The organism is Dietzia sp. IN118, assembly GCF_032905965.1.
Lineage (GTDB): Bacteria > Actinomycetota > Actinomycetes > Mycobacteriales > Mycobacteriaceae > Dietzia > Dietzia kunjamensis.
Genome location: NZ_JAUMSR010000001.1, coordinates 1,861,533 through 1,879,431, shown reverse-complemented (window position 1 = coordinate 1,879,431; position 17,899 = coordinate 1,861,533). Strand labels below are relative to the sequence as shown.

18 protein-coding genes and 1 tRNA gene are annotated in these 17,899 nt (G+C 70.7%); all 19 read left to right on the top strand.

Annotated elements, in window-relative coordinates:
- The first annotated feature begins 36 nt into the window (after positions 1 to 36).
- The 19 genes from Q2K20_RS09145 (at position 37) to gcvH (ending at position 17,833) form a co-directional block, all read left to right on the top strand.
- The gene (locus Q2K20_RS09145) at positions 37 to 1,866 is read left to right on the top strand and encodes a CTP synthase (protein ID WP_067715743.1); all 1,830 of its coding nucleotides are present in this window, start codon (positions 37 to 39) and stop codon (positions 1,864 to 1,866) included.
- Positions 1,867 to 1,871: 5 nt separating this feature from the next.
- Positions 1,872 to 2,441 (top strand): NUDIX domain-containing protein, encoded by a 570-nt coding sequence (locus tag Q2K20_RS09140; RefSeq protein WP_067715746.1) that lies wholly within the window; start codon positions 1,872 to 1,874, stop codon positions 2,439 to 2,441.
- A 16-nt stretch (positions 2,442 to 2,457) separates the two neighbouring features.
- The gene (locus tag Q2K20_RS09135; RefSeq protein WP_082923875.1) at positions 2,458 to 3,408 is read left to right on the top strand and encodes a site-specific tyrosine recombinase XerD; all 951 of its coding nucleotides are present in this window, start codon (positions 2,458 to 2,460) and stop codon (positions 3,406 to 3,408) included.
- 102 nt (positions 3,409 to 3,510) lie between these two features.
- On the top strand, positions 3,511 to 4,386 hold the full coding sequence (locus tag Q2K20_RS09130; protein WP_067715749.1) for a ParA family protein: 876 nt from the start codon (positions 3,511 to 3,513) through the stop codon (positions 4,384 to 4,386).
- A gap of 7 nt (positions 4,387 to 4,393) precedes the next feature.
- Positions 4,394 to 5,239, top strand: coding sequence for a segregation and condensation protein A (locus Q2K20_RS09125; protein WP_067715751.1), 846 nt, complete (start codon positions 4,394 to 4,396; stop codon positions 5,237 to 5,239).
- Entirely contained in the window at positions 5,230 to 5,943 is a 714-nt protein-coding gene (scpB, locus tag Q2K20_RS09120) for an SMC-Scp complex subunit ScpB (RefSeq protein WP_390890269.1), read from the top strand. The genes Q2K20_RS09125 and scpB overlap by 10 nt, the downstream gene beginning before the upstream one ends.
- The gene (locus tag Q2K20_RS09115) at positions 5,867 to 6,709 is read left to right on the top strand and encodes a pseudouridine synthase (protein WP_371517504.1); all 843 of its coding nucleotides are present in this window, start codon (positions 5,867 to 5,869) and stop codon (positions 6,707 to 6,709) included. Before scpB ends, Q2K20_RS09115 begins: the two co-directional genes overlap by 77 nt.
- Positions 6,706 to 7,434, top strand: coding sequence for a (d)CMP kinase (gene cmk, locus Q2K20_RS09110; protein ID WP_067715760.1), 729 nt, complete (start codon positions 6,706 to 6,708; stop codon positions 7,432 to 7,434). The genes Q2K20_RS09115 and cmk overlap by 4 nt, the downstream gene beginning before the upstream one ends.
- Positions 7,431 to 8,897 (top strand): ribosome biogenesis GTPase Der, encoded by a 1,467-nt coding sequence (der, locus tag Q2K20_RS09105; protein WP_067715763.1) that lies wholly within the window; start codon positions 7,431 to 7,433, stop codon positions 8,895 to 8,897. Before cmk ends, der begins: the two co-directional genes overlap by 4 nt.
- A gap of 71 nt (positions 8,898 to 8,968) precedes the next feature.
- Positions 8,969 to 9,042 (top strand) — tRNA-Pro (locus Q2K20_RS09100).
- A 174-nt stretch (positions 9,043 to 9,216) separates the two neighbouring features.
- A complete protein-coding gene (locus Q2K20_RS09095) occupies positions 9,217 to 9,843 on the top strand; it encodes a DUF4178 domain-containing protein (protein ID WP_067715765.1) in 627 nt (208 codons plus the stop codon).
- Entirely contained in the window at positions 9,840 to 10,445 is a 606-nt protein-coding gene (locus tag Q2K20_RS09090; protein WP_096905545.1) for a DUF2617 family protein, read from the top strand. Before Q2K20_RS09095 ends, Q2K20_RS09090 begins: the two co-directional genes overlap by 4 nt.
- On the top strand, positions 10,442 to 10,861 hold the full coding sequence (locus tag Q2K20_RS09085; protein ID WP_067715770.1) for a DUF4247 domain-containing protein: 420 nt from the start codon (positions 10,442 to 10,444) through the stop codon (positions 10,859 to 10,861). The genes Q2K20_RS09090 and Q2K20_RS09085 overlap by 4 nt, the downstream gene beginning before the upstream one ends.
- A 43-nt stretch (positions 10,862 to 10,904) precedes the next feature.
- Positions 10,905 to 11,357: a DUF350 domain-containing protein gene (locus Q2K20_RS09080; RefSeq protein WP_067715773.1), complete on the top strand. Its 453-nt coding sequence runs from the start codon at positions 10,905 to 10,907 to the stop codon at positions 11,355 to 11,357.
- A 22-nt stretch (positions 11,358 to 11,379) separates the two neighbouring features.
- Complete coding sequence (locus tag Q2K20_RS09075) at positions 11,380 to 12,981, top strand: polyamine aminopropyltransferase (RefSeq protein ID WP_067715776.1); 1,602 nt, start codon at positions 11,380 to 11,382, stop codon at positions 12,979 to 12,981.
- Positions 12,982 to 13,096: 115 nt separating this feature from the next.
- Entirely contained in the window at positions 13,097 to 14,236 is a 1,140-nt protein-coding gene (locus Q2K20_RS09070; protein WP_119191637.1) for a hypothetical protein, read from the top strand.
- Between the two features lie 86 nt (positions 14,237 to 14,322).
- Positions 14,323 to 16,620: an accessory Sec system translocase SecA2 gene (secA2, locus tag Q2K20_RS09065; RefSeq protein ID WP_269504344.1), complete on the top strand. Its 2,298-nt coding sequence runs from the start codon at positions 14,323 to 14,325 to the stop codon at positions 16,618 to 16,620.
- Positions 16,617 to 17,381 carry a CDP-alcohol phosphatidyltransferase family protein gene (locus tag Q2K20_RS09060; protein WP_082923877.1) on the top strand — a complete coding sequence of 255 codons (765 nt, stop codon included), beginning with the start codon at positions 16,617 to 16,619 and terminating at the stop codon, positions 17,379 to 17,381. Before secA2 ends, Q2K20_RS09060 begins: the two co-directional genes overlap by 4 nt.
- A 47-nt stretch (positions 17,382 to 17,428) precedes the next feature.
- Positions 17,429 to 17,833, top strand: a complete 405-nt coding sequence (gcvH, locus tag Q2K20_RS09055; RefSeq protein WP_067715784.1) for a glycine cleavage system protein GcvH — start codon at positions 17,429 to 17,431, stop codon at positions 17,831 to 17,833.
- The last annotated feature ends 66 nt before the right edge of the window (positions 17,834 to 17,899 follow it).

Genomic DNA, 17,899 nt, shown 5'->3' with positions numbered 1-17,899 from the left:
CACCGGAGCCACACCAGCATTCATCCATTCCGGCGTATGGACACGGGAGTCCCGTTGGCACTGAACCGAACCGCATCGCGGTCCGAGACCAAGCACATCTTCGTCACCGGCGGCGTGGCGTCGTCGCTGGGCAAGGGGCTCACCGCCTCGAGTCTCGGGCAGTTGCTCACCGCCCGCGGTCTCCGTGTGACCATGCAGAAGCTGGACCCGTACATCAACGTGGACCCCGGCACGATGAACCCCTTCCAGCACGGCGAGGTGTTCGTCACGGAGGACGGCGCCGAGGCCGACCTGGATCTCGGCCACTACGAGCGGTTCCTCGACCGCGATCTGGACGCGAAGGCCAACGTCACCACCGGGCAGGTGTACTCCGCGGTCATCGCCAAGGAGCGCCGCGGCGAGTACCTCGGTGACACCGTGCAGGTGATCCCGCACATCACTGACGCCATCAAGGACCGCATCATCGCGATGGGCGATTCCGATGACCAGGGGCGCCGCCCCGACGTGGTCATCACCGAGGTCGGTGGGACCGTCGGTGACATCGAGTCCCAGCCCTTCCTCGAGGCGTGCCGGCAGGTCCGCCACGAGGTGGGCCGCGAGAACATCTTCTTCCTGCACGTGTCGCTGGTCCCGTACCTCGCGCCGTCGGGTGAGCTCAAGACCAAGCCCACGCAGCACTCGGTGGCCGCGCTGCGCTCGATCGGCATCGTCCCCGACGGGTTGATCCTGCGCTCGGACCGGGACGTCACCGACGGGCTCAAGGCCAAGATCGCGCTGATGTGCGACGTGGACCTCGAGGGCGTCGTGTCCACCCCGGACGCCCCGAGCATCTACGACATCCCCAAGGTGCTGTTCAACGAGCACCTCGACACGCACGTCATCCGGCGGCTCAACCTGCCATTCCGGGACGTCGACTGGACCGTGTGGGGCGACCTGCTCCAGCGCGTCCACGAGCCGCGCGAGGAGGTCGAGATCGCCCTCGTGGGCAAGTACATCGACCTGCCCGACGCGTACCTCTCGGTCACCGAGGCGCTGCGCGCCGGCGGCTTCGCGCACCACGCCCGCGTCAACATCCGGTGGGTGGAGTCCGACGCCTGCACCACCGAGGCCGGCGCGCGCGAGGCGCTCCGTGGTGTGGACGGCATGCTCATCCCCGGCGGGTTCGGTATCCGGGGGATCGAGGGCAAGCTCGGCGCGATCTCGTGGTCCCGCAAGAACCGCATCCCGCTGCTCGGGCTGTGCCTCGGTCTCCAGTGCTCGGTGATCGAGGCTGCCCGCTCGGTCGGGCTCGAGGGCGCCTCCTCCACCGAGTTCGACCCCGATGCCGAGCACCCGGTCATCTCGACCATGGCCGATCAGGTGGACGCGGTCGCCGGCAACGCCGACCTCGGCGGCACCATGCGTCTGGGCTCCTACCCGGCCACGCTCACCAAGGGCTCGGTCGTGGCCGAGGCGTACGGGTCCACCGAGATCACCGAACGCCACCGCCACCGCTACGAGGTCAACAACGCCTACCGCGACAGGATCGCCGAGTCCGGCCTGCAGTTCTCGGGGACCTCCCCGGACGGGCACCTGGTCGAGTTCGTCGAGTACCCGCGCGAGCATCACCCGTTCTTCGTCGCCACCCAGGCTCACCCGGAGTACAAGTCGCGTCCGACCCGCCCCCACCCGTTGTTCGTCGCGTTCATCAAGGCCGCGCTGGACTACGAGAACGAGATGCGGCTGCCCGTCGAACCGTGGCGCTCCGGTCAGGGCGGGGGCTCCACTCCGGAGACGGTGGACGCGCCGGACGCCAAGACGTCCAGCGTCCGTGCCGACGAGGTGGACACCGAGACGGCCTCCGACCCCCGCGCGGACGGGAGCTGACCGGCGTGTCCGAGCGCGGTGCCCCCGGGACGCACGACTACCGCACCGTCGCGAGCCGTGAGATCTTCGACGGCCGCGTCGTGCGGCTGCGTGTGGACACCCTGACCATGCCGGGCGGGGGCACCGCCGACCGGGAGATCTGCGGGCACGACGACGCCGTCGCGGTGATCGCCCTCGACGACGACGACCGGATCACCCTCGTCCGGCAGTACCGGCACGCCGTGGGGGAGCGACTCTGGGAACTGCCCGCAGGGCTGTGCGACGTCGACGGCGAGGAGCCCTTGGCGACCGCGCGCCGTGAGCTCGCCGAGGAGACCGGTCTCGAGGCCGAGCACTGGCGCCCGGTGATCGAGATGATCCCGTCCCCGGGGTTCTGCACGGAGCGCGTCCACGTGTACCTGGCCACCGGACTCCGGCAGGTCGAGCGCCCGGAGGCGGAGCACGAGGAGGCGGACATGGAGGTCGCGCGCATGCCGTTCGCCGAGGCCGTCGACGCCGTGCTGGACGGCCGGATCGTCAACGGTATCGCCGTGGCCGGCATCCTCGCGGCCCACTCGGTGATCGACCGGTCCTGACGGGATCGGACCCCCGGTGACCTCGGAGGGCGGCGCCACCGTGCAGATCCGCGGGTATCTGGACCACCTCGCCGTCGAGAAGGGGGCCTCGGCCCACACCCTGGCCGCGTACCGCCGCGACCTGGAGAAGTACCACCGCTATCTCGCGGCTTCGGGCGTCGACGACCTGACGTCCGTGACCGAGGCGCACGTGGAGGAGTTCCGCACCCGGTTGGCCACCGCCGACCCGGACGAGGGACGGAAGGCCCTGGCCCCCAGCTCGATCGCGCGGACCATGGCGGCGGTCCGCGGTCTCCACCGGTTCGCCACCCGTGACGGGGTGACCGCCCTCGACGCGGCCGCCGCCGTCACCCCGCCCCGTCCGCCGCGGCGGCTCCCCAAGGCACTGCCGGTCGACCGGATGATCGCGGTGATCGAGGCGGCCGGCGCCACCGAGACGGACACCGACCCCGCACGCCTGCGCGATCGCGCGATGCTCGAGTTGCTCTACGCCTCCGGTGCCCGGGCCGCCGAACTCGTCGGGCTCGACGTCGACGACCTCGACGGTCTCGACCACCCGGACGGTGGAGCGGTGATCCTGCGGGGCAAGGGTGGTAAGGAGCGGATCGTCCCGGTCGGGCGTCCGGCGTGCGAGGCGGTGGGGGCCTATCTGGTGCGTGCCCGACCCGCGCTCGCCACCCGAGGGGGCCCGGCCCTGTTCCTCAACGCCCGCGGTGGGCGCGTCACCAGGCAGACCCTGTGGAACGTGGTGTCGGTCGCGGCACGACGCGCCGGTGTGCAGCAGGACGTCTCACCACACTCGTTCCGGCACTCGTTCGCCACCCATCTCCTCGACGGCGGGGCGGACATCCGTGTGGTCCAGGAGCTGCTGGGACACTCCTCGGTCACCACCACGCAGGTGTACACCCTCGTCACCGTCGACACGCTCCGAGAGGTCTGGGCCGAGTGTCACCCCCGGGCACGGTAACGTGACCGTGGATACGGCCCGGCGCGCTCGAGACGGCACGCTCGACACGGCACGGGTGAGACGGCGAGGAGAGGAGATGCGGTGGCGCTGAACACTGGGGCGATGGACCCCGCGTTGTTCTCCCGCGCCGAGCTCCTGGGCGCTGACGACCCGGCGGCCGGCGAGGGGTTCTCCGCGATCCCCGAACCGGAAACACTGTCCTCGCACGGGCCCGCCGTGGTGTTGTCGATGTGCAACCAGAAGGGCGGCGTCGGCAAGACCACCAGCACGATCAACCTCGCGGCGGCACTGGCGGAGTACGGCCGCAGGGTGCTCGTTGTGGATCTCGATCCCCAGGGGGCGCTGTCCGCGGGCCTGGGCATCCCGCACCACCAGCTCGATCTCACCGTCTATAACCTGCTCGTGGACAACTCCGTGTCGACGGAGGAGGTCCTGGTCCGGACCCGTGTCGAGGGCGTGGACCTCATCCCCGCCAACATCGACCTGTCGGCCGCGGAGATCCAGCTCGTCAACGAGGTCGGTCGCGAGCAGGCGCTGGGCCGCGCCCTGTACCCGGTCCTGGACCGCTACGACTTCGTCCTCGTCGACTGCCAGCCGTCGCTGGGCCTGCTCACCGTCAATGCGCTGGCGTGCTCGGACGGCGTGCTCATCCCCATGGAGTGCGAGTACTTCTCGCTGCGCGGGTTGGCGCTGCTGACGGACACGATCGACAAGGTGCGCGACCGCATCAACCCCCGACTGCACCTCACAGGCATCCTCATCACGATGTTCGACCGTCGGACGGTCCACGCCCGCGACGTGCTCAGCCGGGTCGTGGAGGTGTTCGGAGACAAGGTGTTCGACACCCTCGTCACCCGCACCGTCCGGTTCCCGGAGACCACCGTCGCCGGCGAGCCGATCACCACGTGGGCTCCGAAGTCCGCGGGTGCGCAGGCCTACCGCGCCCTGGCGCGCGAGGTCATCCAGCGCGGCAGGTGACCGGGCGGTGACCGGCGTCGGGCCCCCGTCGGGTCAGGACCCGGTCGGGTCGGCGACGGAGGTCGGGGACCCGCGGGCGTTCACCGTCCACCTGACCAACTTCACCGGTCCGTTCGACCTGCTGTTGGGGCTCATCGACTCCAAGCGCCTCGACGTCACGGAGGTGGCCCTCCACGCCGTCACCGACGAGTTCATCGCGCACACCCGCCGCCTGGGCACGGAGGCCGGGCTCGAGGAGGTCACCGAGTTCCTGGTCGTCGCGGCGACACTGCTCGACCTCAAGACGGCCCGACTCGTCCCGTCCGGCGAGGTCCAGGATCCCGAGGACCTGGCCCTGCTCCAGGCCCGGGACATGCTCTTCGCCCGCCTGCTGCAGTTCCGGGCGTTCCGTCAGGTCGCGGAGCTGTTCGGTGAGCTCGACCGCACCGCGCGACACGCGTACCCGAGGACCGCCGGGCCCGACGAGGAGTTCCTGGGACTGCTCCCCGAGGTGGAGCTCGGGGTGGATCCCGACCAGTTCGCCACCATCGCCGCGGTCGCGTTCCGGCCACGGCCGGTCGACGAGGTGGGGGTGGGGCACATCCACGCTCCCGTCGTCTCGGTCCCCGAGCAGGCGGGCCGCGTCCTCGAGCTGTTGAAGTTCCACGGCGAGGGTCGGTGGGTGGACTTCCGCGACCTGATCACGGGGTGCGACGACTCCCTCGTCGTCGTCGCCAGGTTCCTCGCCCTGTTGGAGTTGTACCGGGCGCGCGCGGTCGCGCTCGCCCAGGACGAGGCACTGGGGGACCTGTTGGTGAGGTGGACGGGCGTGGACGCCGACGAGGTGACGAAGGGAAGGGACGAGTGGACGTGAGCGACGTGTCGGGGCCCGGCGCCCCCGAGCCGGTGGCGATCGGGGACGACGACGAGCCCGGTGTGCCGGAGCCAGAGGGGCCGCCGCTCCGTGCCCGGCTCGAGGCCCTGGTGCTGGTGGTGGACCAACCGACACCGGAGAGTGCACTGGCCGCGGCCGCCGGGTCGACGGCGGCCGAGGTCGAGGCCGAGCTGCGGGCGTGGCGCGACGAGCTCACGGCCGCGGGGAGCGGGATGGACCTGCGTCGCAGCGCCGACGGCTGGCGTCTCTACACCCGCCGAGACCTGGCGCCGTACGTGGAACGGCTCCTCACGGACGGCACCCGGTCCACGCTGACCCGGGCCGCGCTGGAGACCCTCGCCGTGATCGCCTACCGGCAGCCGGTCACCCGGTCGCGGGTCGCGGCGGTCCGCGGGGTGAACGTCGACGGCGTGATGAGGACACTTGTGGCGCGCGGGCTGGCGGTGGAATGCGGCACAGATGCGGACACCGGGGGCATCCTGTATAGGACCACAGAGCTATTTCTGGAAAGATTGGGACTCACGTCGCTCGACGAGCTGCCGGACATCGCCCCGTTCCTGCCGGATGTCGACCTGGTCGACGAGATGAGCGACGACCCCGCGGACGATCCGCGGATCCCACTGGGGCGGCGCCGAACCGCGGCGCCCGACCCCACTCCCCGAGACGACGACGAAGAGATGTGACGTTTTCATGACTGAATCCGCTGGCCGAGACGGCGCACCGGTCCGCCTCCAGAAGATCCTGGCCCAGGCCGGGGTCGCCTCCCGCCGGGCCTCCGAAGAGCTCATCGCCCGGGGACGGGTGGAGGTCGACGGCAAGAAGGTGCGCGAGATGGGCGTCAAGGTCGACCCCGCCACGGCGGTCATCCGCGTGGACGGCACCCGCATCGTCCTGGACGACACCCTGGTCTACCTCGCACTGAACAAGCCCCGCGGCTACCACACCACCATGTCCGACGAGAAGGGCCGGCCCTGTGTCGGCGACCTCGTCGCGGACCGCGTGGACGCCGGGCAGCGGCTGTTCCACGTCGGGCGTCTCGACGCCGAGACCGAGGGGCTGCTCCTGGTGACCAACGACGGGGAGCTGGCGCACCGCCTCATGCACCCGTCCTACGAGGTCTCCAAGACCTACATGGCGACCGTCACCGGCGTCGTGGGTAAGGGCGTCAACAAGCAGCTGCGCGCCGGGGTGACCCTGGAGGACGGACCCGCCAAGGTCGACCAGTTCTCGATCCTCGACGTCCACGACGGGCGCTCGCTGGTCAAGGTCGTGCTCCACGAGGGTCGCAAGCACATCGTCCGGCGGCTGCTCGCCGAGGTCGGGCACCCGGTCGAGGCGCTCGTCCGGACCCGGTTCGGGGCCATCGCGCTCGGTGACCAGCGCGCGGGCACCTTCCGCAAGCTGGGCCGCAAAGAGGTCTCCGACCTGTACGAGGCGGTAGGCCTGTGAGCGCCCCGAGCGCCCCGGCCGCGCGTCGACGTATCGCGATCGACGGCCCCGCCGGCACCGGGAAGTCCACCCTGGCCCGCACCCTGGCACGGCGTATCGGCGGCGCGTACCTCGACACCGGCGCGATGTACCGGGTGGCGACCCTGCAGGTCCTGCGCGCCGGGATCGACCCGGAGGACGCGGCCGCCGTGATCGCCGCCACGGCCGACCTGCCTCTGGAGATCGGCACCGACGCCGGAGCCGAGCGCGTCCTGCTCGCCGGTGAGGACGTCAGCGAGGAGATCCGCACCGCCCGCGTCACGGCTGCGGTCTCGGCGGTGTCCGCCGTGCCCGAGGTCCGCCAGAACCTGGTCCTCCTGCAGCGACGGCTGGCCGCCAGCGGGGGCACCGTCGTCCTCGAGGGGCGTGACATCGGCACAGTCGTGCTGCCGGACGCCGAGGTGAAGGTCTACCTCACCGCCAGCCCGGAGGTGCGGGCCCGGCGCCGCACCGACCAGGACCTGGCCGCCGGCCGCAGGGCCGACTACGACGAGGTGCTGGCCGCCGTCATCGAACGCGACCGCAAGGACTCCACGCGCGCCGCGAGCCCCCTGAGGCCTGCCGACGACGCGGTCGTCATCGACACCTCCGACCTGACCCTCGACGAGGTGCTCGACCGCCTGGTCGCGCTCGCCGAGGGAATCCACGCGTCGCACGGCGCCACCGCAGAAGGGACCGCACTGTGACCACCAACGAGGACAGCACCGACTTCGACCTGCCCACCGGGCCCGGCGAGGAGACCATCGAGGACGGCTGGAACGACGACACCGACTGGGAGGCGGTCGCCGCGGAGTTCGCCGACGAGATCGGGGCCGTGACCGAGGGCGTGGAGATCCTGCCCACCGTCGCGATCGTCGGCCGACCCAACGTCGGCAAGTCCACCCTGGTGAACCGCATCATCGGCCGCCGGGAGGCCGTCGTCGAGGACGTCCCGGGCGTCACGCGCGACCGGGTCTCCTACGAGGCGCTGTGGAACGGCCGCACCTTCATGGTGCAGGACACCGGTGGCTGGGAGCAGGACGCCAAGGGCATGCACCGCTCCATCGCGCAGCAGGCCGAGATCGCCATGGGCACGGCCGACCTCATCGTGCTGGTGTGCGACGGCACGGTGGGCATCACCGCCGCCGACGCCACGGTGGCCAAGAGCCTGCGTCGGTCCGACACCCCGGTCATCCTCGCCGTCAACAAGGTCGACAGTGAGAAGGCCGAACTGGAGGCGGCCGAGTTCTGGTCCCTCGGCCTGGACGAGCCCCACGCCATCTCCGCCGCCCACGGTCGCGGCACGGCGGATCTCCTCGACGAGATCCTCCGGCAGCTGCCGTCCAAGGCGAGGATGCGCGAGGCCACCGACGTGCCGCGGCGCGTCGCGCTCGTCGGCAAGCCCAACGTCGGTAAGTCGAGCCTGCTCAACAAGCTGACCGGCGAGGAGCGCTCCGTGGTCGACAACGTCGCCGGCACCACCGTCGACCCCGTCGACTCGCTCGTGGAGCTCGGGGGACGCACCTGGCGGTTCGTCGACACCGCCGGCCTGCGCCGCAAGGTCAACCAGGCCTACGGTCACGAGTACTACGCCTCTCTGCGTACCCGTGGCGCGATCGAGGCGGCCGAGGTCGTCGTCCTGCTCCTCGACGCCTCGGAGCCCATCACCGAGCAGGACCTGCGGGTGATCTCGATGGTCGCCGACGCCGGCCGGGCGCTGGTGATCGCCTTCAACAAATGGGACCTGGTCGACGAGGACCGGCGGTACGACCTCGACAAGGAGATCGACCGCGAACTGTCCCGGGTGCTGAGCTGGGCCCACCGGGTCAACATTTCGGCCAGGACCGGCCGCGCCTTGGCCAAGCTCGTGCCCGCGATGGAGACGGCGCTGGACTCCTGGGACAAGCGGATCCCCACCGGGCCCCTCAACACGTGGATGAGCGAGGTCGTCGCCGCGACCCCGCCGCCCATGCGTGGTGGTCGTCTGCCGCGGATCAGGTTCTGCACCCAGGCCACCACCCGGCCCCCGACGTTCGTGTTCTTCTCCACGGGGTTCCTCGAGGCCGGGTACCGGCGCTTCCTCGAGCGTCGCCTCCGTGAGACCTTCGGCTTCGATGGTTCCCCGGTCCGGGTGAACGTGCGGGTCAAGGAGCGTCGACAGCGCAAGTGACCTGCCGATTGGAGTCCGACGGAACCGGTGCGCTAGGGTAATCGAGTCGCCGCGCGAGCCGCGGTGGCGGACGGGCTGTGGCGCAGCTTGGTAGCGCACTTGACTGGGGGTCAAGGGGTCGCAGGTTCAAATCCTGTCAGCCCGACACAGATCAGGGCCGGTTTCCCGAGAGGGGGACCGGCTCTGAGTCCATTTCCGCGGTTCACTCCGGTTCAAGCGGCGGGTCACGCCCGCAGAATCCGGGGTGCGTTAGCCTGGCCTGGTCACGAAACGGCGACCCGGGTCGACCGTCAGTCTTCGATCCAGGAGTGAGCGCGCGGTGGGAGAGCTACTCGTCATAGCGGGGCTGGTAGTCGCGGTGATCGCGGTCGTCGGGATCATCGTCAAGGCACGGGGTGGCACGAAGCCCGAGGCGGCCGGACCCCGCCTCGACCCGCTCGCCGCCGACCGGCCGGTCCACGGCTTCGGCCCGCGAGAGCTCGGCCCCGGTGCGATCGTCTCCTACGGCGGCATCGACTATGTGGTCCGCGGCTCGGTCACCCTTCGCCAGGGCCCGTATATCTGGTGGGAGCATCTCCTGGAGGGCGGCGACGGAGCGCAGTGGTTGGGCGTCGAGGAGGACGAGGGAACCCTCGAGCTCACCTGGTGGAACACCCGCAAGGGACTCGGCGTCAGCCCCGGATCCGAGGTGATCGTCGACGATCGGGTCCATCGGCTCGAGGAGTCGGGTGAGGCGGAGTACTCGTGCGAGGGAACCACCGGTCTGCCCGAGCGCGGCCGGATGCGGTACCAGGACATGCGTACCGGGGACGGCAGCTCGCTGCTGTCCTTCGAGGACTGGGACGGGGCCGGCTGGGAGGTCTCCTCCGGACGCCCGATGTCCCGGGGTGAGCTGACCGTCTACCCGGCGCCCCCCGTCGCCGGCGACCCGGACTACAGACGGTGACCGTCCACGACCTCGCCACGGAACCGAGTGATGTGGCGGCCGCGGCACTGGGTTACCGGGTCGGCGTGACGCCCGAGCGGAACGCCCTCGTCTCCACCGTTCTCGAGCACCCCGCACTCGACAGCGCTCTACGCCTGTCCATCCTCGGGGCGTCACACGCGGTGACGCTGATGATCGACGGACGCGACGCGATGACCGAGGAGGTGTCCTGCCGCGCAACGGCAGACGGCGGGGCGCCTCTGCCGGCCGAGGAGTCCTTTCCCGGTCCGTGGGGTGTCCACCATCTGCGCGGGACCACCGAGACCCTCGCCGCCGCCGACTTCGGGGCGGTCGTGGAGCGACTGACGTCGCTCGCGGCTGCCGATCCGACCGTGCTCGCGGGACGGTTCCCGGGCTCTGACGGGGCGCTCACGGTGGTGGCTCCGACGCCGGACGACACGGGCTGGTCGTGGGACACCTGGCATCTCTACCCGGCTGGAGACGACTCCGGGGAGAGCGGTGGCGACGTCGTCGCCACCACGTCCCGGTTGCACGTCGCCGGGGTGCACGTCGCCGGGCTGGCCGGCGCCGGGGTGGACGTTGCAGAGGGGGTGGCCTCGTGAAGCCCTACCGCGGGTGGATCATCGCGCTCGTCGCCGGACTGTGCGCGGTCCTGCTGGGCCTCGTCCTGGTGGGGTCCGGCACGAATGCCGTGCGTTATGTCCGTGAGAACTACTCCCCGGTGGCCGGCGCGTCCCAGACCTACGAGTGCCGGGGCGACCGGGACTCCACGGCGAGGGACATCAGCAACCACGAGCGGCCGGACGCCGACCAGCTGAACGAGGACACCCGGTACCTGAGGTACGGGGACGACATGATCGTCGTCGGCCGCTCCGGCGATCTCGCCTGTCGTGTCCAGCTCGACGAGAACTCGCGCACGCTCCGTTCCGGAGGCTTCATCTTCCTCGGCGGGGCCTTCGGGCCGGGCAGCCCGGCGCGGTCCGCCGGGGGCAGCTCCGGCGGGGTCGGCGTGAAGTGACCCACGAGACGCCCACAGATCACCCGAACCCCGAGGAGACACGGTGACCATCGCCGCCGGAACCGCCGACCACGTACCCGAACTCCTGGACGGGATCGGGGTGTCGCTGGCGTACTTCGGCGTCGGCGCCCTGGTCCTGGCGCTGGGTTTCGTCATGCTCGACCTGCTGACGCCGGGCAGCCTGCGCCACCACGTGTTCGTCGACCACCGTCCCAACGCCGCGGCGCTGTTCGTGTCCTCGGCGTTCTCCCTCGCGATCATCGTCGTCACCGTGATGACCAACGCCTCGGACTCCCTGGTGTTGGGCCTGATCGACGTCGCCGTCTACGGCCTGCTCGGCGTGATCTTCCAGGCCGTCACCCTGGTGATCCTGGAACTGCTGGTCCCCGGCAGGTTCCGCGACCTCGTCGGCGCGCCACGGTTCAGCACCGCCGCACTCGCCGTCGCGGCCACACTCCTCGCCGTCTCCGCCGTGAACGCGGCCGCCATTGCCTGACGAGGTCGGCACGGCGGTTCCCGTGCCGACGGAGGCGGACCCTGCCGGAGAACCCCCGCCGCGCGCCGGCCGCTGGTGGCGTCCTGTCGTGCTGGCCTCCGTCGCCGCGTGCGCCGCCTGCGGGCTCATCTACGAGCTCGCCCTCCTCACGCTCGCGACGACAGTCCAGGGCGGAGGGATCGTCGCCACGAGTCTCGTGGTGGCCGGGTACGTCGCGGCCCTCGGCCTCGGCGCATTGCTGGCCAAGCCGTTCGTCGACCGCCCGGCGTCGAGCTTCGTCGCCGTCGAGTCGACGCTGGGGCTCGTCGGTGGGGCGTCGGCCACGGCGCTCTATGTGACCTTCACGACCCTGGGGTCGGACTCGGCGTCGTTGGTGACGCTGGTGGTGGCCACCGCCGCGATCGGCGTGCTGGTGGGCGCAGAGGTGCCACTGCTCATGTCCCTGCTGCAGACCGGCCGCCGGACCGGGTCGGCCGAGGCCGGCCGGGTACTGGCCGATCTCAACGCCGCCGACTACCTGGGGGCGCTCGTCGGGGGACTGCTGTGGCCGTTCCTGCTCCTGCCGTCGTTCGGGATGCAGCAGGCCGCCGCCATCACGGGGGTGGTCAACGTGGCCGCCGCGGCCGTGCTGCTCGCGCTCGCGTTGCGGGGTCTGCTGACCCGGACGCAGACTGCCGTAGCGGCGTTGTCGCTCGCGCTGGTCGCGGCTCTGCTGGGCACGCTGCTCGTCGCGCTCGACGACGTCACCGAGTGGTCGCGGTCCAAGCTGTACCCGGACCCGGTGCTCTCCCACACCCAGTCCGCCTACCAGGAGATCGTCGTCACCAGAGCGAGGTACAACGGCCGCACGGACCGCCGTCTGTACCTCGACGGCACGCTCCAGTACTCGAGTCTGGACGAGTACCGGTACACCGAGGCGCTGGTCCAGCCCGCGATGGCCGAGCGGCCCGGCGACGTGTTGGTACTCGGCGGCGGCGACGGTCTGGCGGCCCGAGACCTCCTGGCCGTGCCGGGCGTTCGGCGAGTGGTCCAGGTGGAGCTCGACCCGGCCGTGCTGGAGATCGCCCGCACCGAGCTGCGCGCGGACAACCGGGGTTCCCTCGACGACCCGCGCGTCGAGGTGGTGGTCGACGACGCCTTCGCGTGGCTGCGCCGGGGCGGCGACGGCGCCGTGCCGCCGGGCGGCTTCGGGGCGGTGCTCGTGGATCTGCCGGACCCGCGCAACGCCGCGCTGTCCCGCCTGTATTCCGAGGAGTTCTACGGCCTCGTGCGCGGGGTCACCGGCGATGACGGCCTCATGGTCGTCCAATCGGGGAGCCCGTTCTCCACACCGCGGCAGTTCTGGCGGACGGTGTCGACAGTCGATTCCGCGGGATGGGGCACGACCCCGTACCACGTTCACGTCCCGACGTTCGGGGACTGGGGTTTCGTCCTGGCCTCGGCCGACGGTGACGCCCCGGATCTCCGACTGCGGCCCGACGTCACCGGCCTGCGATACCTCGACCAGGGGACCCTCGAGGCAGCCGGCCGGTTCGGTCGCGACGTGGCCCCGATGCGACTCGAGCCCTCCACACTCGACCGGCCCCGGATCCTCGATGACGCCCGACGTGGCTATGAACGCTGACCGGTGCGGAGCCGGCCTGCCCCCCGCGGGGGAACACGGGGCCGGGGCCTACCGTTGTAACCGATAGGTATCCCGTGAGAAGAGCCGCGCGCCGGACGCGCGGGCGAGGAGGGGCATGGCCGACGAGCGCACGCCACAGACGGCACGGGACCGGATCGTGTCCGATATCGACCGCATGTGCCGGGGGGAGGGGCAGGCCCCTGTGGCAGAGTTGTCCGACCGGGCGGCTCTGCTCGTCGCCTGCGGGCTGATCGAACCCTGCATCGGCGACGTCGTCCTGGCCCGGATGCACCGCAATCTGCCGTTCCCGACTGTGAACGGATTCCACCAGCTCCGGATCATCGAGGAGCAGCGCCACGATCTGAGGCGGATCCTCGGCACCCCGGTGCCCTCCATGTTGCGCATGGCGCTGCGGACCCGACTCGCAGATCTCGACCGGAAGTACCTCGTCCTGCGGACCGGGTTCACCCGGGGTTCCGGCGTCTGGGCTTTCCGGGTCAAGGACATCCGCGCCGACCGGCGGCGCGGTGTGCACCTGGACACCGATGACCGTGGCCGGTTGTTCGACGCCCTGGCATCGACGCCGACCATGGCCCCCGTCCCGCTCGTGCCCCGGACCCTCGCGGAGCTCGGGACGGTCGCAGCGGCCAGAGGGCAGCGGGAGATGGGCCGGGTGGTGTTGCCACCACGGGTGCAGTCGGTGGTGCAGTCCCTTCCCTCGCTCCCGCACATCCGCGCGGACCGGCGTCGGATTCCCGAGATGTATACGGCAACCCTCATGGAGGTCGGTGGTCTGTACGACCGTCTGTACCGCGCGTACTCGCGGGGCGGACGGTCGGTGGAGGAGATCCGGCTGCAGTTCGACGCCGAATCCGAGGTGGTCGGCCTCGCCGGGGATCTGTGCCGACTGCGCGAGGCCGCGGCCACGGCCGGGGTGCCGCCGGCGAGCGACGGTTTCACCACTCTGACCGGTATGGGCGTCTCCATCGACGAGGTGTGGGCGGAGGTCGTCGACAGGGCGGTCGCGTTCCGGGAGCTCGTCGAGTCGGTGGAGTCGCGGGCCGAGGCCGCGGTGGCGGAGGCGGACCGTCTCGCCGGCATCGCCCGTGACAACGGTGTGGCGTCGCCCTCGACCCCCTACCGTCCCTCCCCGGCGGATGTGGCGGCCGAGCATCTGGCGGCGCGCGCGGGTGACCGGATGCTCTCGACGGAGGCCATGCGGAGGTTGCGCGGCCAGATCGACCCCGACCGCTAGACGCCGCGACCGGAGGGGCGCGTCCCCGACGGCGTCCCCCTGCGTACGGTGGGAGCATCTGTTCGTCACCGGGAAGGACTCCACGCGTGGGACTGGCCAACCGCTTCTGGAAGCTCATGGGCTCCACCCAGGGACGCGACACCTCGCGCGCGCAGAGCGCGGTCGAGATGTCGCACGGGTTCGACGAGTGGGCGGCAGGACTGGACGACGACGAGTTCGCGGACGCCGCGCACGGGCTGCAGCTCTTCGGTGATCCGCCCGAGGATCTCGCCCGGTTCCTCGCGTTGGCGAGGGAGTCCGCCACCCGGACCGTCGGTCTGAGGCCGTTCGGCGTCCAGCTCCAGGGAGCGTTGCGGATGTTCGCCGGCGATGTCGTCGAGATGGCGACCGGCGAGGGCAAGACACTCTCGGGGGCGGTGGCCGCCGCCGGCTACGCCCTCCAGGGCCACACGGTGCACGTCATCTCGGTCAACGACTATCTCGCCGCCCGGGACGCGCGCTGGATGGGGCCGATGTTCGAAATGCTCGGGCTCTCGGTCGGCCACGTGACGGAGTCCTCGACGCGCGACGAGCGACGTATCGCCTATTCCTGCGATGTCACGTACGGCTCGGTCTCCGAGATCGGGTTCGACGTCCTCCGCGAACAGTTGGTGACCGACCCCGCGGATCTCATCGCCCCGACCACCGACGTGGCCCTGGTGGACGAGGCCGATTCGGTGTTGGTGGACGAGGCGCTCGTGCCGCTGGTCCTGGCCGGCTCGACCTCCGGGGAGGCGCCGACAGGTGAGGTCCTGGCCGCGGTGCGCAAGCTGCGACCGGGTCGGCACTACGAGACCGACGCCGACCGCCGCAACATCTTCCTCACCGACGACGGCGCCGAGGCCATCGAGACCGAGCTCGGCATCCCCGACCTCTACGACGCCGACCACGTCGGTACGACCCTGGTCCAGGTCAACGTCGCGCTCCACGCGTGCTTCCTGCTGCGTAGGGACGTGGACTACATCGTCCGCGACGGACGGGTGCAGCTCGTCAACGCGTCCCGCGGACGGGTGGCCGAGCTCCAGCGGTGGCCGGACGGGCTCCAGGCCGCCGTGGAGGCCAAGGAGGGCGTCGCGGTGTCCGAGGCGGGGCAGATCCTGGACAGCATCACGGTCCAGGCGTTCATCGGCCGGTACGACAAGGTATGCGGGATGACCGGCACCGCGCTGGCGGCGGGTGCCCAGTTGCGCGAGTTCTACTCCCTGGGCGTGTCCCGGATCGACCCCAACGCCCCGAACATCCGGTTCGACGAGGCCGACCGCACCTACATCGACACCGACAGCAAGACCCGCGCGCTGGTCGAACACATCGCTGCTGTCCACGCCACCGGTCAGCCGGTCCTGGTGGGCACCCACGACGTGGCCGAGTCCGAGGAACTGGCCGCACGGCTCGCCGAGAAGGGGGTCGAGTGCTCGGTCCTCAACGCCAAGAACGACGAGGAGGAGGCGGCCATCGTCGCCGAGGCCGGTGACGTCGGCAACGTCACCGTCTCCACCCAGATGGCCGGGCGCGGGACGGACATCCGCCTCGGCGGTTCCGACGAGGCCCGACGCGACGAGGTCGTGGAACTCGGCGGTCTCCACGTGGTGGGTACCGGACGGCACCGGACCGAGCGGCTCGACAACCAGCTCAGGGGACGGGCGGGGCGTCAGGGCGACCCGGGCAGCTCGGTGTTCTTCGCCGCCATGGACGACCCCGTGGTGACCTCGGCGCTCGAACCCGAAAAGATCCCGACCAGCCACGACAGGATGTCCGGGTTGCTCAAGGGCAATCGCGGGCGCGACGCCGTCGATCACGCCCAGCGGGTGACCGAGGGGCAGATGCTGGAGATCCACGCCAACACCTGGCGCTACAGTCGTCTCCTCGCCGAGCAGCGCGACATCCTCGCCGAGCGACGTGCCGCGCTGCTCCGCACGGACAAGGCGTTCGAGGAACTCACGGCACATGATTCCGAACGGAGTGCCCGACTGGTGGAGGCGCACGGCCGCGACGCCGTGGTGCAGGGATGCCGCGAGATCATGCTGTGGCATCTCGACCGTGGTTGGGCGCGACATCTCGAGACGATGAACGACGTCCGCGAATCGATCCACCTCCGCGCGCTGGGACGCGAGAACCCCCTCGACGAGTTCCACCGGATCGCGATCGACCACTTCCGCGATCTCGCCTCCGACGCGGTCCGCAAGTCCGAGGCCACGTTCGCCGAGATCGAGTTCACCGCCTCCGGGGTGGACCTCGAGGCCAATTCCATGGCACGGCCCACCTCGACCTGGACCTACATGGTCCACGACAACCCGATGGCGGCCGGCGGGAACGTCTTCTCCGGGATGATGTCGACGTTCCGATGAGTGCGGCGCGTGACGGTCGACGGGAGACCGACCTCCGGGAATGGCGGACCGGCGAGGGCAAGGTCCTCGGGGCCAGGATCCCCCCGCCGCGGGACGGCCACCTGTCCGCGGCGGTCCCGCCCGGCCTGGGGCCCGATACGCCCGCGAGGGTTCCGGAGGTCAGCGACCGGTTCTGGACGTTGCCCAACGCGATCTCCCTGGGGCGCATCGCCCTGATCCCGGTCCTCGTGCTGAGCATCCTGGCGTGGGATGACCCACCCCTGGCGTTGTGGCTCCTCGGGGTGCTGGTGGTGTCGGACTGGCTCGACGGCAAGATCGCCCGCCTGTGGAACATGCGCTCCACCTGGGGCGAGCGTCTGGACCCGATCGCCGACAGGATCCTCGTCGCCGCCGTCCCCGTCTCCTTCGCCGTGGCGGGATACATCCCGGTGTGGATCGTGGTGGTGCTGATCGCGCGTGATCTCCTACTGACGGCCACGCTCCCGGTCTATCGCCGGCGCGGGCTGGACCCCGAGGTCACCTATCTGGGCAAGGCGGCGACCTTCGCCCTGTTCTGGTCGCTCCCACTGCTGCTGACCGGCCACGCCGGAGTACCGGGAGGCCAGGCCTTCGAACTCGTGGGGGAGGCGTGCCTGTACTGGGGTGTCGGCCTGTACGCCTGGAGTGGGGGCATCTACGTCTGGCAGGCGTCGAGGATCGCGCGGGCGGTTCGCCCGCGCGGGGTCCGATCGGCTGATGTGGGGGCGCCCGACGGTGTGTAATGTCGCCAGATGGAATTCGAAGTGAGCCACTCGAGAAGGGCGCGTCAGTGAGCGATCAGAACATCCCCGACCAGCTCCGGTACACCGATGAGCACGAGTGGGTGGAGCGGGTGTCGGACACCCGCGTGCGCATCGGAATCACCGAGTACGCGCAGTCCAAGTTGGGCGACATCGTGTTCGTCCAACTCCCGGACGTCGGTGGGGAGACCGAGTCGGGTGAGCCCTTCGGTGAGGTCGAGTCGCCGAAGAGCGTGTCCGACCTCTACGCGCCACTGAGCGGCAAGGTCGTCGAGGTCAACACCGCCCTCGAGACGTCTCCCGAACTGGTCAACTCGGATCCGTACGGTGAGGGGTGGATCGTCGTCCTCGAGATCGCCGATGTGGACGACCTGGAGTCCCAGCTCGAGCAGACCCTCGATTCGGACGGGTACGCCAAGATCACCGAGGGCTGAGCGGGTAGTCGCCGCCCCCGGGCCCCGCGACCGGGGACTCCGACATAGAATCAACAGCACCGCACG